19 protein-coding genes are annotated in these 21,673 nt (G+C 70.2%); 6 read left to right on the forward strand and 13 right to left on the reverse strand.

The features are described 5' to 3' along the window. Positions 1 to 367 precede the first annotated feature (367 nt). A complete protein-coding gene (locus DA075_RS25420; RefSeq protein ID WP_099955595.1) occupies positions 368 to 700 on the forward strand; it encodes a DUF1640 domain-containing protein in 333 nt (110 codons plus the stop codon). A 24-nt stretch (positions 701 to 724) separates the two neighbouring features. Here the strand turns inward: DA075_RS25420 and DA075_RS25425 are convergent, their stop codons facing one another. Then, the gene (locus tag DA075_RS25425; RefSeq protein ID WP_174800121.1) at positions 725 to 1,732 is read right to left on the reverse strand and encodes an SGNH/GDSL hydrolase family protein; all 1,008 of its coding nucleotides are present in this window, start codon (positions 1,730 to 1,732) and stop codon (positions 725 to 727) included. Positions 1,733 to 2,527: 795 nt separating this feature from the next. Between DA075_RS25425 and DA075_RS25430 the strand changes: the two genes are divergently transcribed. After that, a complete protein-coding gene (locus tag DA075_RS25430) occupies positions 2,528 to 2,929 on the forward strand; it encodes a hypothetical protein (RefSeq protein ID WP_123834428.1) in 402 nt (133 codons plus the stop codon). Between the two features lie 14 nt (positions 2,930 to 2,943). On the opposite strand, the gene DA075_RS25435 is transcribed toward DA075_RS25430, so the two are convergent. Next, complete coding sequence (locus DA075_RS25435; RefSeq protein WP_099955597.1) at positions 2,944 to 3,891, reverse strand: 2-hydroxyacid dehydrogenase; 948 nt, start codon at positions 3,889 to 3,891, stop codon at positions 2,944 to 2,946. 12 nt (positions 3,892 to 3,903) lie between these two features. Continuing rightward, positions 3,904 to 5,112: a pyridoxal phosphate-dependent aminotransferase gene (locus tag DA075_RS25440; RefSeq protein WP_099955598.1), complete on the reverse strand. Its 1,209-nt coding sequence runs from the start codon at positions 5,110 to 5,112 to the stop codon at positions 3,904 to 3,906. 213 nt (positions 5,113 to 5,325) lie between these two features. On the opposite strand from DA075_RS25440, the gene DA075_RS25445 reads away from it, so the two are divergent. After that, positions 5,326 to 6,129 (forward strand): alpha/beta hydrolase, encoded by an 804-nt coding sequence (locus DA075_RS25445; protein WP_232387168.1) that lies wholly within the window; start codon positions 5,326 to 5,328, stop codon positions 6,127 to 6,129. Positions 6,130 to 6,328: 199 nt separating this feature from the next. Here the strand turns inward: DA075_RS25445 and DA075_RS25450 are convergent, their stop codons facing one another. The 5 genes from DA075_RS25450 to DA075_RS25470 form a co-directional block, all read right to left on the reverse strand. Further along, positions 6,329 to 7,642, reverse strand: a complete 1,314-nt coding sequence (locus DA075_RS25450; protein WP_099955600.1) for a dicarboxylate/amino acid:cation symporter — start codon at positions 7,640 to 7,642, stop codon at positions 6,329 to 6,331. A 118-nt stretch (positions 7,643 to 7,760) separates the two neighbouring features. After that, entirely contained in the window at positions 7,761 to 9,176 is a 1,416-nt protein-coding gene (gene aspA, locus DA075_RS25455) for an aspartate ammonia-lyase (protein WP_099955601.1), read from the reverse strand. Between the two features lie 197 nt (positions 9,177 to 9,373). Next, positions 9,374 to 10,273: a LysR family transcriptional regulator gene (locus DA075_RS25460; RefSeq protein ID WP_099955602.1), complete on the reverse strand. Its 900-nt coding sequence runs from the start codon at positions 10,271 to 10,273 to the stop codon at positions 9,374 to 9,376. Between the two features lie 119 nt (positions 10,274 to 10,392). After that, complete coding sequence (locus tag DA075_RS25465; protein WP_420813160.1) at positions 10,393 to 11,370, reverse strand: hypothetical protein; 978 nt, start codon at positions 11,368 to 11,370, stop codon at positions 10,393 to 10,395. Between the two features lie 105 nt (positions 11,371 to 11,475). Then, positions 11,476 to 12,171 (reverse strand): alpha-ketoglutarate-dependent dioxygenase AlkB, encoded by a 696-nt coding sequence (locus DA075_RS25470; RefSeq protein ID WP_420813161.1) that lies wholly within the window; start codon positions 12,169 to 12,171, stop codon positions 11,476 to 11,478. Positions 12,172 to 12,253: 82 nt separating this feature from the next. On the opposite strand from DA075_RS25470, the gene yddG reads away from it, so the two are divergent. Further along, positions 12,254 to 13,141 carry an aromatic amino acid exporter YddG gene (yddG, locus tag DA075_RS25475; protein WP_099955604.1) on the forward strand — a complete coding sequence of 296 codons (888 nt, stop codon included), beginning with the start codon at positions 12,254 to 12,256 and terminating at the stop codon, positions 13,139 to 13,141. Between the two features lie 51 nt (positions 13,142 to 13,192). Here yddG and cynS read toward each other — a convergent pair whose 3' ends face one another. The 5 genes from cynS to ispG all read right to left on the reverse strand — a co-directional run bounded on the left by cynS (position 13,193) and on the right by ispG (position 18,789). Beyond that, positions 13,193 to 13,681 carry a cyanase gene (cynS, locus tag DA075_RS25480; RefSeq protein ID WP_099955605.1) on the reverse strand — a complete coding sequence of 163 codons (489 nt, stop codon included), beginning with the start codon at positions 13,679 to 13,681 and terminating at the stop codon, positions 13,193 to 13,195. Positions 13,682 to 13,793: 112 nt separating this feature from the next. Then, complete coding sequence (locus DA075_RS25485; RefSeq protein ID WP_099955606.1) at positions 13,794 to 14,000, reverse strand: hypothetical protein; 207 nt, start codon at positions 13,998 to 14,000, stop codon at positions 13,794 to 13,796. Between the two features lie 79 nt (positions 14,001 to 14,079). After that, positions 14,080 to 15,315 (reverse strand): bifunctional phosphopantothenoylcysteine decarboxylase/phosphopantothenate--cysteine ligase CoaBC, encoded by a 1,236-nt coding sequence (gene coaBC, locus DA075_RS25490; RefSeq protein WP_099955607.1) that lies wholly within the window; start codon positions 15,313 to 15,315, stop codon positions 14,080 to 14,082. Then, positions 15,316 to 17,286: a potassium transporter Kup gene (locus DA075_RS25495; RefSeq protein ID WP_099955608.1), complete on the reverse strand. Its 1,971-nt coding sequence runs from the start codon at positions 17,284 to 17,286 to the stop codon at positions 15,316 to 15,318. Between the two features lie 195 nt (positions 17,287 to 17,481). Next, complete coding sequence (gene ispG / locus DA075_RS25500) at positions 17,482 to 18,789, reverse strand: flavodoxin-dependent (E)-4-hydroxy-3-methylbut-2-enyl-diphosphate synthase (protein WP_099955609.1); 1,308 nt, start codon at positions 18,787 to 18,789, stop codon at positions 17,482 to 17,484. A gap of 359 nt (positions 18,790 to 19,148) precedes the next feature. Between ispG and DA075_RS25505 the strand changes: the two genes are divergently transcribed. After that, a complete protein-coding gene (locus DA075_RS25505) occupies positions 19,149 to 20,294 on the forward strand; it encodes a patatin-like phospholipase family protein (protein ID WP_099955610.1) in 1,146 nt (381 codons plus the stop codon). Positions 20,295 to 20,475: 181 nt separating this feature from the next. Further along, the gene (locus tag DA075_RS25510; RefSeq protein WP_099955611.1) at positions 20,476 to 21,651 is read left to right on the forward strand and encodes an ABC transporter substrate-binding protein; all 1,176 of its coding nucleotides are present in this window, start codon (positions 20,476 to 20,478) and stop codon (positions 21,649 to 21,651) included. Positions 21,652 to 21,673 lie beyond the last annotated feature (22 nt).

Here is a 21,673-nt window from a genome sequence, read left to right on the forward strand (position 1 = left end):
TTCGGGGGGCGGTGCCGCGTTGCGGCGCTCCGGGCGCCTAACCAGACTTGCGTTGGCAGGCCAACGCTTCCTCCACTTAGGTTGCTGTTTCGTCGCAGCTTTCTGTCGCAAAACCGACGACCACTTTTGCTAATCGGCTTAGATGACGGTGGTCGCAGCACGCCGACCCTTGTACCCTCCTTCGAGCGCGACAGTTCAGGCTCATGCGCGGTATGCCCGGCCGTTTCCTTGAAGCGTAATACCGCCGCGTCTTCGAACGGACTCGTTCGAAGGCGCTGGCTCAGCCCGAATGGGCGCCGGCGCTGATGCGCCGGACGCTTTCGCATCGACGTGTCGATGCGAAAGCGCGATGGTATAAGACAGCTGAATGACCGCCGTCGCCTTCGACATCCTGCGCTTTGTCCGGACCTTGCGCGACAAGGCCAAAATGTCGCCGGAACAGGCCGAAGGTCTGGCCGAGGCGATCGCCGAGGCAATCCAGGCTGACCTCGCCACGAAATCCGATATCGAAAGCCTCAAAACCGATATCGAGACCCTGAAGATCACGACGAGGTCGGATCTGCGTGAAGCCGAGCTTCGCCTGGAGGCCAAGGTCGAGGCCACGAAGTCCGACATCTTCAAATGGATGATCGGGTCGATCGGTTGCCAGGCCGTCGTCATCGTTGGTGCGATCGTGGCGCTGTCGCGTATCACCCATTGATGCGCCCTTCGAACGGGCGGGGTGTCAGCGCTTCGGCCGACCTTTCCCGCCAGAGGGCGCCCGGCCGCCGGCCGGCTTGGCGGCCGGGGCGCCCGACGCTTCCGCCGAAGCCGCGAGGGCGGCCAGCGCCTCGGCTCGCGCCGGGGGCTGCGGAAGCGTGTCCAGGGCCGTCGCGACGGCTTTCGCGATCCTGGCGAAGCCCGCAGGGTTGGGGTGGAGTTCGTTCGCCCACTCGGCGGCCGAGAGCGTGCCCTGCGTCTCGACGAGGTGGAAGAGGTTGGCGGGCTCCGCCGCGAGCCGCGCCAGCATGGCCCGGAAGGCGACGAGCGCCTGCTTGACGATGGCGGTGCCCGCCGCGGTCGACCAGTTGCAGAAGTCGAGCGAGGGCTTGAGCCAGGGGCCGGCGCAGGGCGGATGCGCACCGTTCGGAATCGGGAAGTCGTAGCAATGGGCGAGGATCGGGACGCCGGGCGCCACCCTGTCCCGCATGGCGAAGAGGGCGCGGTAGCAGGCCTCGACCATGCCGAGGGCGCCCTCGAACCGCTGCGCGTTGAGGCCCTTGGTCTTGCCGTCGTTGAAGTCGAGGAAGATACAGAACTGGTCCCCGGCGATGTCGTTGCCTCCGGCCGAGAACAGGATCGCGTCCGGCTTGCCGTCGATCCAGTTCGAGGGGTCGCTCAGGGCGGCGATCATCCGCGACTGCTTCTCCAGCGACATCATCCCGACCGCCGCCTCGCCGTGATGGGCGAGGTTGAGGATGGTCGGCGGCATCGGGCCGATGCGGCGCAGCTGGGCGATGACGTCGGTATCGACCAGCGGCAGCCCGTTCCCCGTCAGGGGATAGTCGAACCAGCTGTCGCCCTGCGCGAGGAGAACCAGGGGACGGTTGAGGACCGGGGCCCCGAGCAGGCGCGCGCTCGCCTGGGCGGTCGCGAGCCGGCCGATGGTCGCCTTGTGGACGGCGAGGCGCTGGGCGATGTCCCGCTCGATGCGCCGCTTGACCTCGTCCTGGACGAGAACATCGTCGATCATGCTGTGCTCCCCGACGTTCGACGGCAGTCAGAGCCCGTTTAAGCGGACTGACCCCATCCAGCCCTTCACGTCATCCCGCGGCCGCGAAAGTGGAGCCCGGGATCCATAACCGCCACGTCTCCGGAAGAGGCGGAATGCCGATCGCCTTGCTCGCCATCGTCAGCGGTTCTGGACCCCGGGTTCTCGCCTTCGACGAATCCCGATATGACGTGGAGAGATGTCGGCGTGTGCGCGAGAAGAAAATTTCACATTTGTTCAATTTGTAAATGGCATCGTACTTGGAAATTGCATCTGTATCAAGATGCCCCCTGCTGTTATTGGATAGTAATCCACCAATGCGATTTGTGCATCGCACACGGGATCGTGAAAAATCGCCTGTTTGATCCACATCGGGCAAAGACATGATCGCTACCCGGATGCGGCCCGGCAAAAGGCTGGGATTGTGGTCGGCCGTCGCCCTGGCGACTGTACTTCCGAGTGATCGTGCAGTACAGTCCTCGTCGCATCGCATGTGCGATGCCTTCAATACATGTTTCGAGTGACGATCCGATCGCGATTTGGAAGGCTGTCTCGGATAGGATGTTCCGGCTCTCGCTCCACGTCTCGTGCTTAAGCGTGAATTAACGATGACGTGCGAGCGTCAAGGTCAACGCGCATCGATGATTCGCGATGGCCGATGGGGCGCACGTCATGGGACTCGACGTCTTCGAAAGCATTCGCGCGACGCGACCGGGCAATGCGTGCGACTGGCTCGAGCAGAGCGTCATCGCGACTCTCGGTGACGGGCTCGGTGCCATGAACGAGCGTGAGGGCCCGGCCTCCACCGACGGCATCGCGCCGCCGCCGGACGCCCTGATCGTGCAGGCGCGGCAAGCCGCGTGCGGGCCCGGCGAGGCCGAGACGCAGGTCCGGCAGCGCGAGTTGCGGGCCAGGACCCTGCTCCGCAGCGCGCATAAGCGGCTCGACGAGGCCGCCGCGCGCGAGGCGCAGGCCGAGATGCGGGTGCGTGCGGCGGAGGAGAGGCTGCGGGTGGTGGAGGCGCGGGCGGCCGCGAGGGTCGAGGCGGCCGAGGCCCGCGCGCGCCGGGCCGAGGAGGCCGCCCGCAGTGCCCTGGCCTGGCTGCAGCGCCTCCAGCCGGCGGAGTTCGGTGGCGGGCCGGCCGCAGCGCAGCCCCCCGGCCTGCGGCGCGTCGCCTGAGCGGACGCGTCCCCTCAGTACCCGCGCGCCACGTCAACGGCGGCCGGGATCCGGCCCGTGCCGCGATAGGTGCGCAGGTTGCCGGCGACGATCGCGGCTGCGCTGGCCGGGGTGGTCGGCCCGGAGATGTGCGGCAGCACGGTCACGCCGGGATGGCGCCACAGGGGAGAGCCGGGGGGCAGCGGCTCGACCTCGAACACGTCCAGCACCGCGTGCGAGAGGTGCCCCGTATCGAGGGCGGCGAGGAGCGCGTCGGTCGCGACGATCGGCCCGCGGCCGAAATTGATCAGCGCCGCCCCCGGCTTCATCGCGGCAAGGCGCCCGGCATCGAGGAGGCCGCGGGTCTCGTCGGTCAGCGGCAGCAGGCAGACGGCGATGTCGCTCGCCGCGAGGAGGTCGGCGAGGCCGTCCGGCCCGGAGAAGCCCGTCACCCCCGGCGGCACGTCCTTGGGCGAGCGGCTCCAGGCCGCGACCCGGAAGCCCGCCCCCACCAGGCGCCCGGCCGCCGCGCTGCCCAGTGCCCCGAGGCCCAGGAGCCCGACGGTGGCCTCGGCCGGCGGCCGGTAGGCGAGCTGGCGCCAGGTCCCGGCCTCCTGCTGGCGCCGGTAGGCCGGCATGTCGCGCTGGAGATAGTAGGTCCAGGCCAGCACCGCCTCGGCCATGGTGCGGGCGAGCTCGGGATCGATCAGGCGGACGATCGGCACGCCGTTCTGCCCGAGATCGCGCACCAGCCGCTCGACCCCGGCCCACAGGCTCTGGATCCAGGCGAGGTTCGGCAGCAGCGCCACCTCGGCGGGATCGGGATTGGCCACGATGGCGATCCGGATTCCGGCGCGCTCCTCCGCGCTCAAGAGCCGGAACGGCCGGATGGTCTCCTCGGGCAAAGCCGCGGACAAAGCCGCCAGGAACTCGGCCTCCTCCTCGGCATCGAGCTTGCCCAGGAACGCGATCGGTACGGACATCGGAAGCCCCCTTCAGCGGCCGAGAACGGGGGTGAGGCGGGCGACCGCCTCCCGGGCGAGGCCCGGGCTGATGGCGAAGCACAGGCGGATGAAGCCCTCGCCCTCGGGGCCGAAGGCGGTGCCGGGCGCGACGCCGACCTTCGCCTCCTCGAGGAGCCGGAAGGCGATCGCGAGGCTGGTCTCGTCGGGGCGGGGGGTCCCGGGGCCGGCGACCCGGGCCATCAGGTAGAAGGCGCCCTCCGGCACCGACACGGTGACGCCGGGCAGGCGGGAGAGTCCCGCCACCAGGATCTCGCGGCTCTCGGCGCAGCGGGCGACCATCTGGCGGATGAATCCGTCGCCGTCTTCCAGCGCCGTGACGGCGGCATGCTGGATGAAGGTCGGGATCGAGGTGGTGTTGTACTGGCCGAGCTTGGCGAAGGTGGGGGCCAGACCGCGCGGGGCGATCAGCCAGCCGGCGCGCCAGCCGGTCATCGCCCAGTTCTTCGAGAAGGTGTTGGTGACGATCAGCCGGTCGTCCTCGGTGCAGATCTGCAGGAAGGACGGCGCGATGGCGTTGCCGTAGGTGAAGTGGGCGTAGACCTCGTCGGCGATGATCCACAGGCCCCGCGCCCGGGCGAGATCGCGCAAGCGCTTCATCTCGTCGAGCGGCATGATCCAGCCGGTCGGGTTCGAGGGCGAGTTCACCACGATCACGCGGGTGCGCGGGGTGATGGCCGCCTCGATGTCAGGCAGCGGCAGGGCGAAGCGCCCGTCGCCCTGCACCCGGTAGGGCACGGTCACCGGCACGCCGCCGGTGATGCGCACCGCCTCCGCCAGGTTCGGCCAGGCCGGGGAGGGGATGATGATCTCGTCGCCGGGCTCCAGCAGGGCCTGGGCCGCCTGCATGATGGCGTTCATGCCGCCGGCCGTGACGGCGAAGCGATCGGCTGGGATCGCCACGTCCCAGTGCCGGGCGTGGTAGGCGCTCAACGCTTCGCGCAGGCGCGGCAGGCCCAGCGAGGTGGCGTAGCGGGTGTGGCCGGCCAGCATCGCCTGGTGGGCCGCCTCGACGATGAAGGGCGGCGTCGGCAGGTCGCCCTCGCCGATCCACAGCTTGACCACCTCGGGATCGTCCCGGCCGCGATCGGCGACGAGGCCGATCTGGCTCGTGCCGATGCCGCGCATCCGCGGCGACAGCGTGGCGGCGAGGTCCGTTGTGGAGGTCTCCGCGTGGGTCATCGGTGGGTCGTGCCCTCGTGTGGTCGCAAGGTTGCGTGGCAAGTTGCGCGGCAAGCGTGTCGGTGATCCCTCCATAGCACCGGCGGGACGGGGCGCGAGCCGCGCTCCGTGCATATGTCGCGGCGATCCTTGGCTTTCGGACCTTCGCCGGTGGACCTTGGCCGGCGGGCCGCTACAACGCTCTCAAGAACGAACAACGGGAGGACCCAGAGCATGACGGTCAATCGCAGAATGGCCCTGGCGGGCGTCTCCGCCTTGGGCGCCGCCGCCCTCGCGTCCGGCGCCGCGCAGGCGCAAGGCGCGGCTTCGAAGACCTACGTGCTGGTCCACGGCGCCTATGGCGGCGGCTGGATCTGGCACGACGTCGCCGCCGGCCTGCGGCAACAGGGGCACCGGGTCTACACGCCGACCCAGACCGGGCTCGGCGAGCGCAGCCACCTGCTGTCGCGACAGATCACGGTCGACACCCATATCGAGGACGTGGCGAACCTGATCGCCATGGAGGACCTGCGCGACGTCGTCCTGGTCGGGCATTCCTACGGCGGCATGGCGGTCACCGGGGTCGCGGACCGCCTGACCGACCGGATCCGCCGGATCGTCTATCTCGACGCGCTGATCCCCGAGAACGGCGACACCGCCTTCACGATCCTGCCCGCCGGCATGGCGGATGCCCGGCGCAAGGCGGCCCTGGAGCAGGGCGCGGGCGTCGCCCTGCCGGTGCCCGGCCCGGAGGGTTTCCCGATCCCGGCGGGTCCGGCCAAGGACTGGTTCCACCAGCGCCTGCGGCCGCACCCGATCGGCACCTACGAGAGCCCGGTGCGCTTGAGCAAGCCCGCCGGCGCCGGCCTGCCGGTGACCTACGTCGCCTACACCAACCCGGCTTTGGCCTCGATCGAGCCGAGCCGGCAGCGCGCCAAGGCGAAGGCCGGGTGGCAGTACCGCGAGCTGGCGGTGCCGCACGACGTGCAGGTGCCGATGCCGGAGAAGGTGATCGCGCTGCTGGCGGAGGTCGGGTAGGGCCGCTCGGCGGGCTCGTTCTTACGGGCGGACAAAAAACTCTCCGTGTCATTCCGGGCTCCGCTGTGCGGCCCCGGAATGACTTGGTGGAGGTCAGATCCCGCAGCCCGCAGCGCTCTGGCTTCGGAGGGCTCAGGTCATTGGGTAGGCTGATCTGATCGGCCGGCAGCCGTCCATCGACGACCGTCAGCTGAGGGACTCACGCCGCCTTGCCGGTCGGGATCGCGACCTCGGCGGGCTCCTCGACGAGTTCCTCCGTCCCCTCCTGCATCTCGCCCTGCCAGCGGGCGACCGCCGCGGTGGCGAGCCCGTTGCCGAGCACGTTGGTGACGGTGCGGCCCATGTCGAGGATCTGGTCGACGCCCATGATCAGCAGGATGCCGGCGGCGGGCAGGCCAAACATCGGCACGGTCGCCGCCACCACCACCAGCGAGGCGCGCGGCACGCCGGCGATGCCCTTGCTGGTCACCATCATGACGAGGAGCATGGTGAGCTGCTCGGTGATGCTGAGATGGATGCCGAAGGCCTGGGCGATGAACAGCGAGGCGAGCGCCTGGTACATCATCGAGCCGTCGAGGTTGAACGAGTAGCCGAGCGGCAAGACGAAGCCGGTGACCCGGGGCCGCACGCCGAACCGCTCCAGCACCTCGACGGTGCGCGGGAAGGCGGCCTCGCTGCTGGCGGTCGAGAAGGCGACGATCATCGGGGTGCGCAGGAGGCGCAGCAGCCGCACGGTGCTGTTGCCGAGAACGAGCCAGCCGGCGCCGATGAGGAGCGCCCACAGGACCGCGAGGCCGAGATAGAACACGGCGATGAACTTGCCGTAATCGATCAGGACGCCAAGGCCCTGGATGGTGACGACCGAGGCCATGGCGGCGAAGACCGCGAGCGGCGCCACCTGCATCACCGCGTCGGTGACCTTGAACATCACCTGGGCGAGGCCGTTCAGCATGTGCACCATCGGGTCGGCGTAGCGGCGGTCGATCGCGCTGAGCCCGAACCCGAAGAACACCGAGAAGACCAGGATCTGCAGCACCTCGTTGGTCGCCATCGCCGACACGATGCTGGTCGGGAAGACGTGGGTGATGAACTCGCGCAGGTTGATCGAGGCGGCCTTGAGGCCCGTCTGCGCACCCGCATCCGGCAGCGGCAGGCCGAGGCTGGCGCCGGGCTGGAAGATGTTGGCGACGAGGAAGCCGAGCGAGAGCGAGACGATCGAGGCGGTGACGAACCAGCCCATGGCGAAGCCCGCGACGCGGCCGACCGCCTTGGTGTCGCCGAAGCTCGCGATGCCCGACACGATGGTGGCGAAGACCAGAGGCGCGATGATCATCTTGATCAGCCGCAGGAAGATGTCGGTGCCGATGGTGAAGTAGCCGGCGATCTCCTTCGCTTCCGCTGCGCTTCCCGCCATGCCGTGCAGCACCGCGCCGACGGCGACGCCGAGGGCGAGGCCGATCCCGGTATAGAGCGTCAGCCGGCCCGAGCGTCCGGTCGGTTCAACCTGTGCCATTTGTCATGTTCCTCCCAAGGGTGAACGGATGTGCGGCAAGGGCCCCGGGCGCCATCTCTAGCGCGCCCGAGATCTTCCGCGAATGTCTGGCGTTTCCGTCCGTGAAGTGGCGGCGAGACTAGAGTGCCGTCAGGGCCTGCGGGCGCGTCAGCTGGTCGGGCTGGAGTACCCGGTCGAGCTGGTCTCTGGCCATCAGCTGCTTCTCGAGCACGAGGTCGTAGACGCCCCGGCCCGTGGCGTGCGCCTCCATAGCGACGGCGGTGGCGTTGCGATAGCCGATATAGGGGTTGAGGGCCGTCACGATGCCGATCGAGTTCTCGACGCTGGCGCGCAGGCGTTCGCGGTTGGCCGTGATGCCGCGCACGCAATGGAGGTCGAGGGTGCGGCAGGCCGCCTCCAGATGGGCGAGGCTGCGGAACAGGCTGTAGGCGATCACCGGCTCGAAGGCGTTGAGCTGGAGCTGACCTCCTTCCGCCGCGAAGGTGATGGTGACGTCGTTGCCGATCACCTCGAAGGCGACCTGGTTGACGACCTCCGGGATCACCGGGTTGACCTTGCCCGGCATGATCGAGGAGCCGGCCTGGCGCGCCGGCAGGTTGATCTCGTTCAAGCCGGCCCGCGGGCCGCTCGAGAGCAGGCGCAGGTCGTTGCAGGTCTTCGACAGCTTCACGGCGACGCGCTTGAGCACGCCCGAGACCTGCACGAAGGCGCCGCAATCCTGCGTCGCCTCGACGAGGTCTTCCGCGGTGATCAGCGGGATCTCCGCGATGGTCGAGAGCCGCTCGCGCACGAGGCCGGCATAGAGCGGGTGGGCGGTGATGCCGGTGCCGATCGCGGTGGCGCCGAGATTGATCTCGCGGATCAGGAGTTCGGCCTCGCCGAGGCGGGCCTCGTCCTCGGCCAGCATCCGCGCGTAGGTGCCGAATTCCTGGCCGAGCGTCATCGGCACCGCGTCCTGGAGCTGGGTGCGGCCCATCTTGAGGACGTCGCGGAATTCTTCCGCCTTCGCTTCGAAGCTGCCGCGTAAGCGCGCCATCGCGTCGATGAGGCGGCGGATCGCCCCGATCCCGGCGATCTTGAGCGCCGTCGGGTACACGTCGTTGGTGCTCTGGCCCATATTGACGTGCTCGTTGGGATGGAGCCTCCCGTAATCGCCGCGCGCGGCCCCGAGCAGTTCGAGCGCCCGGTTGGCGATCACCTCGTTGGCGTTCATGTTGGTCGAGGTGCCGGCCCCGCCCTGGATCTGGTCGACGACGAACTGGTCGTGCAGGGCGCCGCTCCGGATCTCGATGCAGGCCGCCACGATGGCGTCGCAGCGCTCGACGTCCAGCAGCCCGAGCTCGCGGTTGGTGAGGGCCGCCGCCTGCTTGATCGCCGCAAGCGCCCGGATCAGGTCGGGGCAGGTCGCGAGCGTCGTGCCGGTGATCGAAAAATTCTCGACGGCGCGCAGGGTGTGGATGCCGTAATAGGCGGATCGAGGCACCTCCCGGTCGCCGAGAAGATCGTGCTCGATGCGGGTCGCTGGGTCGGTCAAGGCAGGCTCCGGGCGCGGATGTTTGAGCGCGCGGCCGCGAGCCGGCGCGCCGGAGGGCGGGCAGGCGGCGGGGCCGCGTCGGATGGCGGTGTGAGGCCGGAACCGGGCCGGTTCTGCGGAGAACCGTGGCGCCGTCACCGGATGGCGGCGGAATAATCCCGCAGGCCCGCGGGCGCCAATGCTATGGTTGGGATGAACTATTCCGCATCCGAATAGTTTGGCGGGTCCTCCGCCGCGACGGCCCAGACCTCGTCGAGGAAGGAGCGGTGACGCTCGGCGCTGCGGTAGAGCCGGATGTCCATCGGCATCTCGCGGCCGAGCACCGTGAGCGCCCCGGCCCGGATCTCGGGCTCGACCAGGCTGCGCGGCAGCCAGGCGATGCCGTGGCCGCCGAGCGCCATCGAGCGCAGGGCCTCGGCCATCGAGTTCTCGTTGGTATGGACCGGGTAGGTCGCCGGCGCGTCCTCGGCGGATTGCGCGATCCCCGCGAGGCGGCCGAGGAACGAGCCGCGGGAATATTGCAGCAGCGGCAGCCGGCCACTTGCATCCGGCACCAGCCCGGTGGCTGAGGCCACCGCCGCCAGGCTGTCTCGGCCGACGATCCGGCAGGGATAGCGCTCGGGGTCAAGCGGGATCGGGATGCCCGGGTGGTGATAGGTCAGGAGCAGGTCGTAGCCGCCCTCGACGAGGGCCTGGACGCAGATGTTGAAGTTGTCCGGCAGCACCCGGCTCGCCACCGGCCCGAGCGCGTCACGGATCCGTCCGAGCCAGCGCGGCAGGAACGACAGGCAGAGCGAGTGGAGCGCCGTGATCGTCACCACCGGCAGCCCGGCGCCGTCGCTGCGGGCGCGGAAATCGGCCCGGCTCAGGGTGAGGAGCCGCACCACCTCCTCGGCGGTCTCGAGGAACTGGCGGCCGTCGGCGGTCAGCGTGATCGGGTAGGTGCTGCGGTCGAGGAGGGCGGTGCCCAGCCAGACCTCGAGCGAGCGGATGCGCCGGCTGAACGCCGATTGGGTGACGGCGCGTGCTTCCGCCGAGCGGGAGAAGCTGCGGGTCTCGGCGAGGCTCAGGAAGTCCTCGATCCACTTGAGTTCCATCGCGGTCGTCCGGGTCGGCCGGGGCTGTCGCCCTCCCGCCTCTGCCCCTGATCGAGTGATCGACCGACTTCATCCCACCCGCGCCCTCATCCCGGGGGTCGCGGGTGGGAGAGAGACGATCAGAACGCGATGGCGTCCACCACCTTGCGGAAGCGCGGCAGCATCGCCTCGCGGTCCTGGGCGCGCACCACGCCGACGGCGCGGAAATAGCCGTCGGGCTGGAAGCGGATGGTCTGCGACACCACCACGGGCGTGCCCGAGGGCACGTCGGTGGCTCGCGCCACGATCTCGTGCCAGTCGGCGCCGTTCTGGCGGAAGCTCTGCGAGCGCTCGATCGCGAAGTCCTTCATGGTCTGGTTCGAGTAGAGCGCGGCCTTCGCGAAGGCGTCGCGCTGCTCGGCCGACGGCGCCGGCTGCACCGCCTCGGCGAGCACCAGGATCGGCTGCTCCAGGTTCATCATCTGGTCCTTCGGCCCGTCGGTGTAGAGCACCGAGTTGCCGCCGAGCACCCGCACCGGGCGGAAGCCCGCGGTCTCGGTGACCCGGAACGGCAGGGCCGAGACCTGCTGGTCGAGGGTGAGGGCCGGGCGCACCCGCACGCTGGTCAGCATCGCGCGCATCGCCTCGTCGGACTCGGCCGCGGGCAGGGTCTGGCCGATGATGATGCCGGTGACGGTCGGATCCGAGACGAGGAACACCCACTTGTGCAGGGCCGGCGTGCCGGCGGGCTGCTCGATCGGCTGCTCGCCGGTGAACATCAGGCCCTCGCGCCCGTCGGCGAGCTTCAGGGTCTCGCGGGTCTTCACCACGAGGCCCTGGCTCTTCAGGTTCTCGTCGGTGAAGTTGGCGGTGAGGTCCTTGTAGGCCTGGGGCGGCAGCTCGACCACCGAGACGGTGGCGCCGCCATTCTGCCGCTCGAAGCCGGTGAAGCGGCGCGACACCACCATCTCCTTGGCCGGCTCGAAGCCGAAGCGCGAGCCCGGCGGGTAGACCGGATCGGCCGCCAGCGCCCCGGCCGGCAGGCCCAGGAGGCCCGTCACCAGGACGGAGAGCAGCGTCAGGACGCGCAGCAACGGGGAAAGGACGCGCAGCGACAGGGGACTCGTCGACATCAGACTCGTCTCTGGGTTGGCGAAAGGCCGCCCGGGATCGGGCGGCGTCTCGGGACGTTGCGGGATGCGTCGGCCGTGCGCGCCGGTCTGTCAAGCGGGACGGATCGCCGAGACGCGTCGCAAGGTCAGGTTGAGGCGCCCGCCCGCCGCCACCGCCTCGGGCAGGACCGGCCCCGATTCGGGCGCCAGCAGGTCGGCAGAGAGGAGGTCGGAGGGCAGGATGCGGTCGACGCCGTGGAAGATCAGGCGCGAGGGCCCGCCGATCACCAGGGCATCGCCGGACGCCAGCCGCACCGAGCGGGTCGGGTCGGTGCGCCGCGAGCCGCCATAGCGGAAGAGGGCGGTGGCCCCGAGCGACAGGGAAAGGACCGGGGCCGCGAACTCCGCCTCGTCGCGGTCCTGGTGCAGCCCCATCCGGGTCCCCGGGGCGTAGAGGTTGACGAGGCAGGCCTCCGGCTCGGCCGGGCAGCCGGCGAGCTCGGCCCAGGCCCTGAGCACAGCCGCCGGCATCGCCGGCCAGGGCCGGCCGGTCTCCGGGTGCGTCGCCTGGTAGCGGTAGCCCGCCCGGTCGGAGACCCAGCCGAGGGGGCCGCAATTCGTCATCCGCACCGAGAACGGCTTGCCCGTGCGCGGCATCACCGGCGTGAAGGGCGGGGCCTCGCGCAGCACGGCCGCGAGATCGGCCGCGAGCGCGGCTTGCGCCACTTCGTCGAGATAGCCCGGATGGTGGATCAGGCCGGGCGCCAGTTCGATCCGGGCGGGGTCGGTCGGAGCCGATTCGGTCAGGGCGCGCTCCTCTGGCGGACGATGCCGTGTCCTAGCCGATTTCCGCGTGAGCCGGCAGGCTCAGGCGTGCTAGGCCGACCTCATGACGATCCGCTCCGCCACCCTGATCGGCTCCGGCGCCATCCTGCTCTGGTCGCTGCTCGCCCTGTTCACCGCCGCCTCCGGCGCGGTGCCGCCGTTCCAGCTCGCCGCCATGACGTTCCTGGTCGGCGGGCTCCTCGGCTGCGCCAGCTGGATCGTCCGGCCCTCGGGCCTCGCGGCCCTGCGCCAGCCGCTCGCGGTCTGGGCCCTCGGGGTCGGCGGGCTGTTCGGCTATCACGCGCTCTACTTCGCGGCCCTGCGCCTCGCGCCGCCGGCGGAGGCCGGGCTCCTCAACTATCTCTGGCCGCTCCTGATCGTGATGTTCTCCGCCCTGCTGCCGGGGGAGGGGGGCCTGCGCGCCGCCCATGTCGGCGGGGCGCTCCTCGGGCTCGCCGGCGTGGTGGCGCTCTTCCTCGGCCGCGGCACGCTCAGCTTCGAGGCCGGCGCCGTGCCGGGCTACCTCGCGGCCTTCGCCTGCGCCTTCGTGTGGTCGGGCTACTCGGTGCTGTCGCGCCGGGTCGGCGCGGTGCCGACCGACGCGGTGGCGGGGTTCTGCCTCGCGACCGCGGCCCTGAGCCTGGTCTGCCACCTCGCCTTCGAGCGCACGGTGTGGCCGCAAGGGGCGGCGCAATGGGCCGCGGTCGCGGCCCTCGGCCTCGGGCCGGTCGGGGCGGCGTTCTACCTCTGGGACATCGGCGTCAAGCGCGGCGACATCCGCCTCCTCGGCGTCGGCTCCTACGCCGCCCCGGTGCTCTCGACCCTGATCCTCGTCGCCGCCGGCTACGCCCCGGCGACGTGGTCGCTGGCGCTCGCCTGCGGGCTCATCGTGGCGGGGGCGCTGGTGGCGACGCGGACCGGGCGCGGGCGGGAGGCGGTGGCGGAGGGGTGACGCCCTCGCCGCCCTCGCCGCCCGCACCCGGATCGGCCGGAGCCGGGCCTCCTACGGCTCTTTGAAACCGTATTCCGGCACCCCCTCCTCGTTGCCGTAATATTTATACGGCAGGAACTTGCCCGACATCTGCATCTTCACGCGGTCGCCCTTGTTGTTCGGCTCCCGCTCCATCGTCATGTTGAAGTCGATGGCGGACATGATGCCGTCGCCGAACTCTTCCTGGATCAGCTCCTTCCAGGTGGTGCCGTAGACCATCACCAGCTCGTAGAAGCGGTAGATCAGCGGGTCGGTCGGCGGCATGTGCGGGATCGAGCCGCGATAGGGGGCCTCGTTCAGCATCCGCTCCTCGGCGGCCGAGAGGCCGAACAGGGCGGCGGCCTTCGCGGCCTGGGCCTTGGGCAGCTTCATCTGTCCCATGCAGGCGGCGGTGATCAGGATCGGCGAGATCCCGCCGATCTCGTCCTGGATGTGCTTCCAGGTCCAGCCCTTCTCGCGCTTGATGTCGAGGAGCTTTTCCGTGAGGTCTTCGCGCTTCATGGGCTCTCTCCCTTGACGAGGACGCCGCGGCCGGTCGCGACCGATGCGGGGTCGGTCATGTTTGGCAACGGGCGTGCCAGGGAGAGGGGTGGGCGGACCGGAAGCGTGCGGCCTAGCGCCGCCGCTCGCACAGCGTCTTCACGTAGGTCCCGGCCTCGGTGCCGCGACCTGTGCCCGCGGCGATGGCGGGACCGAGCAGCATGCATTCCTGCGGCGAGTGGGCCGGGTGGGTGATCACGTCCTGGGCGGTGTCGCGGGTGCAATCCTGCGCCGCCAGGGAGGAGGCGCAGATCAGAGTGACGACGAGGATGGTGGGCAAGGCGACCTCCCGGAAGCGGGAGGCGGAGAGATAATGCCGGTTTCCCAGGCGCCCACTGCTTGTGCGGCGGTATCTTGCCTCAGGGGGAGAGCGCCAGCTCGGCCAGCCGCGCGACGAGGCGGCGCGCGACCTCGTCCTTGGCCAGGACCGGCCAGGTCTCGAGGCTGCCGTCGCGGCCGATCAGGTGGACCGCGTTGCGGTCGCCACCCATCACGCCAGTTGCGGCCGAGACGTCGTTGGCGACGATCAGGTCGCAGCCCTTTCGGGCGATCTTGGCCCGGGCATGGGCGATCACGTCGGTGGTCTCGGCGGCGAAGCCCACCACCAGGGGCGGGCGCCCCTCTGTCCGCCGGGCGATCGTCGCCAGGATGTCGGGATTCTCGGTGAGCGTGAGGGGAGGGGGGCCCTCCGGTCCCTTCTTGATCTTCTCGTCGCCGAAGCTGGCCGGGCGCCAGTCGGCGACGGCCGCGGCGAAGACCGCGATGTCGGCGGGCAATGCCGCCTCGACCGCCGCCAGCATCTCGCGGGCGGTCTCGATCCGCACCACCGTCACGCCGGGGGGATCGGCGAGGGTCACGGGGCCCGAGACCAGGGTCACCCGGGCGCCGGCCGCGGCGGCGGCCGCCGCGATGGCGTGGCCCTGCTTGCCGGACGAGCGGTTGGCGAGGTAGCGCACCGGGTCGATCGGCTCGTGGGTCGGCCCCGAGGTGACGAGGAGGTGGCGGCCGGCGAGAGGCTTCGCCCCTCTGCGCGCTTCACCCTCCTGCCCCGCCAGCAGGGCTTCCACCGCGTCGGCGATCTCGTCGGGCTCGGCCATCCGGCCGGGCCCGGTCTCGGCCTCGGCCATCCGGCCCACATTCGGCCCCACCACGTGGACGCCGTCGCCCTTGAGCAGGGCGAGGTTGCGCTGGGTCGCCGGGTGCAACCACATCCGCACGTTCATCGCCGGGGCGATCAGGATCGGCAGGGTGGTGGCGAGGAGCACCGTCGAGGCGAGGTCCGGCGCGTGGCCGCCGGCCATGCGGGCGAGCGTGTTGGCGGTGGCCGGGGCCACCACCACGGCGTCGGCGTCCCGCGCGAGCTTGATGTGGCCGATATCGGCCTCGTCCGCCCGGTCGAACAGGTCGGTATGGGCGCGCTGGCCGGACAGGGAGGCGGCGGCGAGCGGCGTCACGAATTCCTGCGCGCCCTTCGTCAGCACGCAGCGCACCGCGGCGCCGCGCTCGCGCAGGCGCCGGATCAGGTCGAGCGACTTGTAGGCCGCGATGCCGCCCCCGATGACGAGGAGGATCCGCCTGCCGTCGAGGGCGCCCATCTAGACCGTGACCTGCGTGCCGACCTCGACCACGCGGCCGGTCGGGATCTGGAAGAAGTCCGTCGCGTCGTTGGCGTTGCGGGCGAGCGTGATGAACACCCGGTCCTGCCACAGCGGCATGCCGGACTGCGCCGCCGGGCGGATCGAGCGCCGCGACAGGAAGAACGACGTCGCCATGATGTCGAACTTGAAGCCCTGCTTGCGCAGGAGCGCCAGGCCCTTCGGGATGTTCGGCGATTCCATGTAGCCGAACTTCATCACGACCTTCCAGAAATGCGGCCCCATCGGCTCGATCCGGACCCGGTCGGAATCGTTGAGGCGCGGCAGGTCGATGGTCTTGACCGTGAGCACGACGTTCTTCTCGTGCAGAACCTTGTTGTGCTTGAGGTTGTGCAGGAGCGCCGCCGGGGCGGTCTCGGGATCGCTGGTGAGGAACACCGCGGTGCCGCGGACATGGTGCGGCGGGCTCTTCTCCAGCATCGCGACGAGCTCGGTCAGCGGCACGTCGGTCTTGCGGGTCTTGTTGAACAGGATCGTGACGCCGCGCACCCAGGTCCACATCAGCACGACGAGGCAGCCGGCCAGCAGCAGCGGCATGTAGCCGCCCTCGAACACCTTGAGCAGGTTCGAGACCAGGAACAGCAGTTCGACGGCGATGAACGGCACCATCGTGGCGCCGGCGGCCAGGGGCGACCACTTCCACACCCGCCACAGCACCAGGAAGGCGAGACCGGCGGTGATCAGCATCGTGCCGGTGACGGCGATGCCGTAGGCCGAGGCGAGCGCGCTGGAGGAGCGGAACAGCACCACCAGGACCACCACGCCCAACATCAGCAGCGTGTTGATCTGCGGCAGGTAGATCTGGCCCGAATGCGCCTCCGAGGTGTGGCGGATCTCGAGCCGCGGCAGGAGACCCAGCTGCACCGCCTGGCGCGAGAGCGAGAAGGCGCCCGTGATCACCGCCTGGCTGGCGATGACGGTCGCCGCGGTGGCGAGCAGCACCATCGGCAGCAGGCCCCATTCGGGGACGAGCTGGTAGAACGGGTCGGTCGTGTCGGGATTGGCCAGCACCAGCGCGGCCTGCCCGAGATAGTTGACGGCGAGGGCCGGGCCGACCAGGGCGATCCAGGCGGTCTGGATCGGCCGGCGGCCGAAATGGCCGAGATCGGCGAACAGGGCCTCGGCCCCGGTCACCGCCAGGAACACCGCACCGAGGGCCACCAGGGCCCCGGTGCCGTGGCCGAGCAGGTAATGGACCGCGTGCCAGGGATTGAGCGCCCACAGGACCTGCGGCGTGCGGGCGATGTGCGGCAGGGCCGCGAGCATCAACACCGAGAACCACACCAGCATGATCGGGCCGAAGAACGTCGCCATCCGGGCGGTGCCCCGGCTCTGGACCAGGAACAGCGGCAGGATGATCGCGATGGTGATCGGCAGGACGTAGTGCTCGAGGGCAGGGGTGACGAGCTTCAGGCCCTCCACCGCCGACAGGACCGAGATCGCCGGGGTGATGATCGCGTCGCCGTAGAACAGGGCGGCGCCGAACAGGCCCAGCATGAACACGATGTGCGAGCCGCCGAGCGCCTTGCGGGCGAGCGCCATCAGCGAGAGGATGCCGCCCTCGCCCTTGTTGTCCATCTGCAGGAGCAGGATGACGTACTTGATGGTGACGATGAGCACGAGCGCCCAGAGCAGCAGCGAGACGGTGCCGAGCACCTCCTCGCCGGTCAGCACGCCGTCGGCCCGGCCGGGCCCCAGGGCCTCGCGGAAGGCGTAGAGCGGGCTCGTGCCGATATCGCCGTAGACGACGCCGACGGAGCCGAGGAACAGGGTCCAGAAGCTCGCCTTGGCGTGGCCGTGGCCCTCGGCCTCGTCGACGCTGCCGGCCGGGGTCGGCGGGCCGCCGCTCGGCGGCGTGAGGGATTCGGGTGGCGCGACGGGTCCCCCCGTCGATGCGGCTGACTGTGTCATGTCTGTTCGGGAATGCGCCCGCGGGCGGCCGGGATTGCCGCCAAGCGCGCTGATGGGCCGGGTGGCGGGCTCGAATCCTTCTCGGCCCGGCGCGTCCGCCGGGCCCGATTGTGGCAGGATTGTAGCACGGGTCCGGGGGGGCGCAAGGCGGCGCGCGCCTGCCCCCTCAGCCGGCCTTCAACCCGCTCTCAGGTCTCACTCGGCGGCGCTGCGGCGTCCCTGGCCGAAGCGGCGCTCGATGTAGTCGATGACGATGCCCTCGAAGTCCTTGGCCAGCGTCGGGCCGCGCAGGGTCATCGCCTTCTTGCCGTCGATGAAGACCGGCGCGGTCGGGGTCTCGCCGGTGCCCGGCAGCGAGATGCCGATATCGGCGTGCTTCGACTCGCCCGGTCCGTTGACGATGCAGCCCATCACGGCGACGTTCAGCCCCTCGACCCCCGGATAGGTCTTGCGCCACTCGGGCATCGAGGTGGTGATCCAGTTCTGGATGTCGCGGGCCAGCTCCTGGAACACCGTCGAGGTGGTGCGGCCGCAGCCCGGGCAGGCGGCGACGAGCGGCACGAAGGTGCGGAAGCCCATCGTCTGGAGGAGTTCCTGCGCCACCTTCACCTCGACGGTGCGGTCGCCGCCCGGCTCCGGGGTCAGGGAGTAGCGGATCGTGTCGCCGATGCCCTCCTGGAGCAGCACGCCGATCGCCGCGGAGGCCGCCACGATGCCCTTCGTGCCCATGCCGGCCTCGGTCAGGCCGAGATGGATGGCGTAGTCCGAGCGCCGCGCCACCTCGCGGTAGACCGCGATCAGGTCCTGCACTGCCGAGACCTTGGCCGAGAGCACGATGCGGTCCTTCGGCAGGCCGATCTCCACCGCCCGGTCGGCGGAGAGGAGGGCGGACTGCACCATCGCCTCGCGCATGACGGCGCGGGCGTCGCGGGGACGGGGCGAATTGGCGTTCTCGTCCATCATGTGGGTGAGGAGCGCCTCGTCGAGCGAGCCCCAGTTGGCGCCGATCCGCACGGCCTTGCCGTAGCGGGCGGCCAGCTCGACGATGGTGCCGAACTGCAGGTCCTTCTTCTCCTTGAAGCCGACATTGCCCGGGTTGATCCGGTACTTGGCGAGCGCCTCGGCGCAGGCCGGATGGTCGGTCAGGAGCTTGTGGCCGATATAGTGGAAGTCGCCGACGAGGGGCACGTTGACGCCGATGCGGTCGAGCCGCTCGCGGATCTTCGGCACAGCCGTGGCCGCCTCGTCGCGGTCGACGGTGATGCGCACGACCTCGGAGCCGGCCCGCGCGAGGGCCGCGACCTGCGCCACCGTGGCGTCGATGTCTGCCGTGTCGGTGTTGGTCATCGACTGCACGACGATCGGGGCGCCGCCGCCCATCACCACCGCGCCCTCGCCCTCGCCGATCCGGACGCCGACGGTGCGGTGCCGGGGGCTCGGGCCGGCGATCTCGGGAGCGGCGTCCGCCGGGGCGGTCGCGGCGAGGGCTTCCATGGCTTCCATCGGATACCTTCGGGGGTCGTTCGCTAGAGTCTCGGGGTCGCTTCAGTCGCGGCGTGACAACCGTCTAGAGCATTTCCGGGCGCGGTGGAAATCGCTTCGTTCCGCGAGACAAGCGGGCGCGATCGACGGCCTGAAACGGCCGATCCCGCCCTGCTGACCGGAATGCTGCGACATCCTTGCCACCCCCCCTTCCGGAGAGCACCGCGCTTCGGGAACCCCTGCCGGGCATTCCCGGCCCGGATCACCGTCTTAGCTGATTGTGCCGACCGCACGCGTCAAGCACGTGACGCCGGGCCATCCCGGCGCGACGTTGCGGCGCACCATTTGCTTTCGCAGCGCAACACACCACATCCCGAAGCATGACGGACACGACCTTACCCCACCATGCGGAGTCCCGCGGGGCGAAAGTCCCCGACGCGGCTCACGACACCGCCGGCCTCGCGGCTTCCGGTCCGCTCCAGGCGGCTTCCGGCCCGCTCGGCCGCGGCCTCGTCGGCCCCCGGGCCGAGAAGCCGATCGCGCTGGCGCTCCAGGGCGGGGGCGCCCACGGCGCCTTCACCTGGGGCGTGCTCGACGCCCTGATCGAGGATGGCCGCCTCGCCTTCGAGGCGATCACCGGGGCGAGCGCCGGCGCCATGAACGCCGTCGTGATGGTCGATGGCTGGCTGCGCGGCGGCCCCGACGGCGCGCGCGAGCGCCTGGAGGCGTTCTGGCGCGAGATCAGCCTCGACGCCGACCTGCCGCAGGCGCAGCAGAGCTTCGTCGACGGGGTGATGAGCTTCTGGAAGAAGACCCCGGTCGGGGCGTTCTGGAACGCCGTCGCCAGCCCCTATACGTCCAATCCGCTCAACATCAACCCGCTGAAGCGGGCGCTCGCCGACACGGTCGATTTCGAGGCCGTGCGGCGGGACGGGCCGGCCGACCTGTACATCTCGGCCACCAATGTCTGGACCGGCAAGATGGCGGTGTTCGAGCGGCCGGACCTCACGGTCGATCACCTGATGGCGTCGGCCTGCCTGCCGACGGTGTTCCAGGCGGTGGAGATCGACGGCGTCCCGCACTGGGACGGCGGCTATCTCGGCAACCCGCCGCTCTATCCCCTCTATCACGGGGCCCGCTCCCGCGACATCCTGCTCGTCCAGATCAACCCGGTCGAGCGCCGCGAGACGCCCCGCAGCCCGGCCGAGATCCGCGACCGCCTCAACGAGATCACCTTCAACGCCAACCTGCTGCGCGAATTGCGGGCGATCGACTTCGTCGACGACCTGATCGACGACGGCGTGCTCGGGCGCTCGAACGCCTACAAGCAGGTGCTGCTCCACCGCATCGACGGCAGCGGCGGCGCGCTCGACGACGCCTCGGCCTCCTCGCGCCTGCGGGCGCAATGGCCGTTCTTCCTTGAACTGCGCGATGCGGGGCGGGATGCGGCCAAGGCGTGGCTCGAGCAGAACTACGACGCGGTCGGGCGCGAGAGCACGCTGGACCTCAAGGCGATGTATACCTGAGGCGCTTGCGCCCGAACCCTCCCCCGCAGAACGGGGGAGGGTCCGGATGCGTGCGTGCCGACCAGCCTTTCCTTCCGTCAGACTTGACGTGCTAAAATATTAGTGCACCAATGGATGGAAAGCACGGAGTCATCCGTGCCGATCGAGGGCCGGCAGAGCCCACTCGCGAAACGGGGGAAACATGACGATCACACGCCGCAAGGCGGTCGCGGGTCTCGCGGCCGGGGCGGGACTCGTCCTCAGCGCCCGCGCCCGGGCCGAGCTGGCCCTGCCGAAATCGCCCGTCGTCGTCACCGTGGTCGATGTGGCGGGCAACCTGGCGCTCACCCAGAAGGCGATCGAGGCCTATCGGCGGGCCCGGCCCGGCATCGTCTCGCGCTTCGCCTTCACCAAGGCGCCGGCGCCGGAACTGCCCTCGAAGCTCAAGGCGCAGCAGGCCGCCGGCCGGGTCGACATCGACCTCGTGCTCACCGGCACCGACGGCATCGCCGCCGGCATCGAGCAGAAGCTCTGGGTCGACCTCAAGCCCCATGCCGGCCAGCTGCCGAAACCCGCCGACATCTACCAGCCCGCCGCGTTGCGCCTGAACGGCCTGGCCCAGGACCAGGGCCTGTGCGTCGCCTGGTACCCGTCCGGGCCGCTGATCGAGTACATGCCCGAGCGCGTGAAGACCGTGCCGACCACGGCGGAGGAGCTCCTGGCCTGGGCGCGCCAGAACAAGGGCAAGTTCATGTATGCCCGCCCGGCCAATTCCGGCCCCGGCCGCACCTGGATCATGGGCCTGCCCTACATCCTCGGCGACAAGGATCCGACCGACCCCGACAAGGGCTGGGACAAGACCTGGGAGTACCTGCGGGCGATCGGCGAGACCGTCGACTACTATCCGGGCGGCACGTCGCAGACGATGAAGGAGCTGGGCGAGGGCAGCCGCGACATCATCGTCTCGACCACCGGCTGGGACATCAACCCGCGGGTCCTCGGCGTCGTCCCGGCCGAGGCCAAGGTCGGCACGCTCAAGGATTTCCGCTGGGTCGCGGACGCCCATTACATGGCAGTGCCGAAGGGCGTGCCCGACGAGAAGCTCGCGGTCATCCTCGACCTGATGGCCTTCCTGCTCCAGCCGGCGCAGCAGGCCTATACCTACGACGAGGGCTATTTCTATCCCGGCCCCGCCGTGAAGGGCGTCACCCTCGACATGGCCCCGCCGGAGAGCCGCGCGGCGCTGAAGGAGTTCGGCCGGCCGGAATACGACCGGATGATCGCCGAGCATCCGATCGAGATGCCGCTGGACCCCGACAAGCTGGTGGTGGCCTTCCGGCGCTGGGACGAGCAGGTCGGCTCCGGCAAGAAGCGGTAGCACTGCGCCGGCGGCCCGGAAG

This window comes from Methylobacterium currus, assembly GCF_003058325.1.
GTDB classification, from domain to species: Bacteria; Pseudomonadota; Alphaproteobacteria; order Rhizobiales; family Beijerinckiaceae; genus Methylobacterium; species Methylobacterium currus.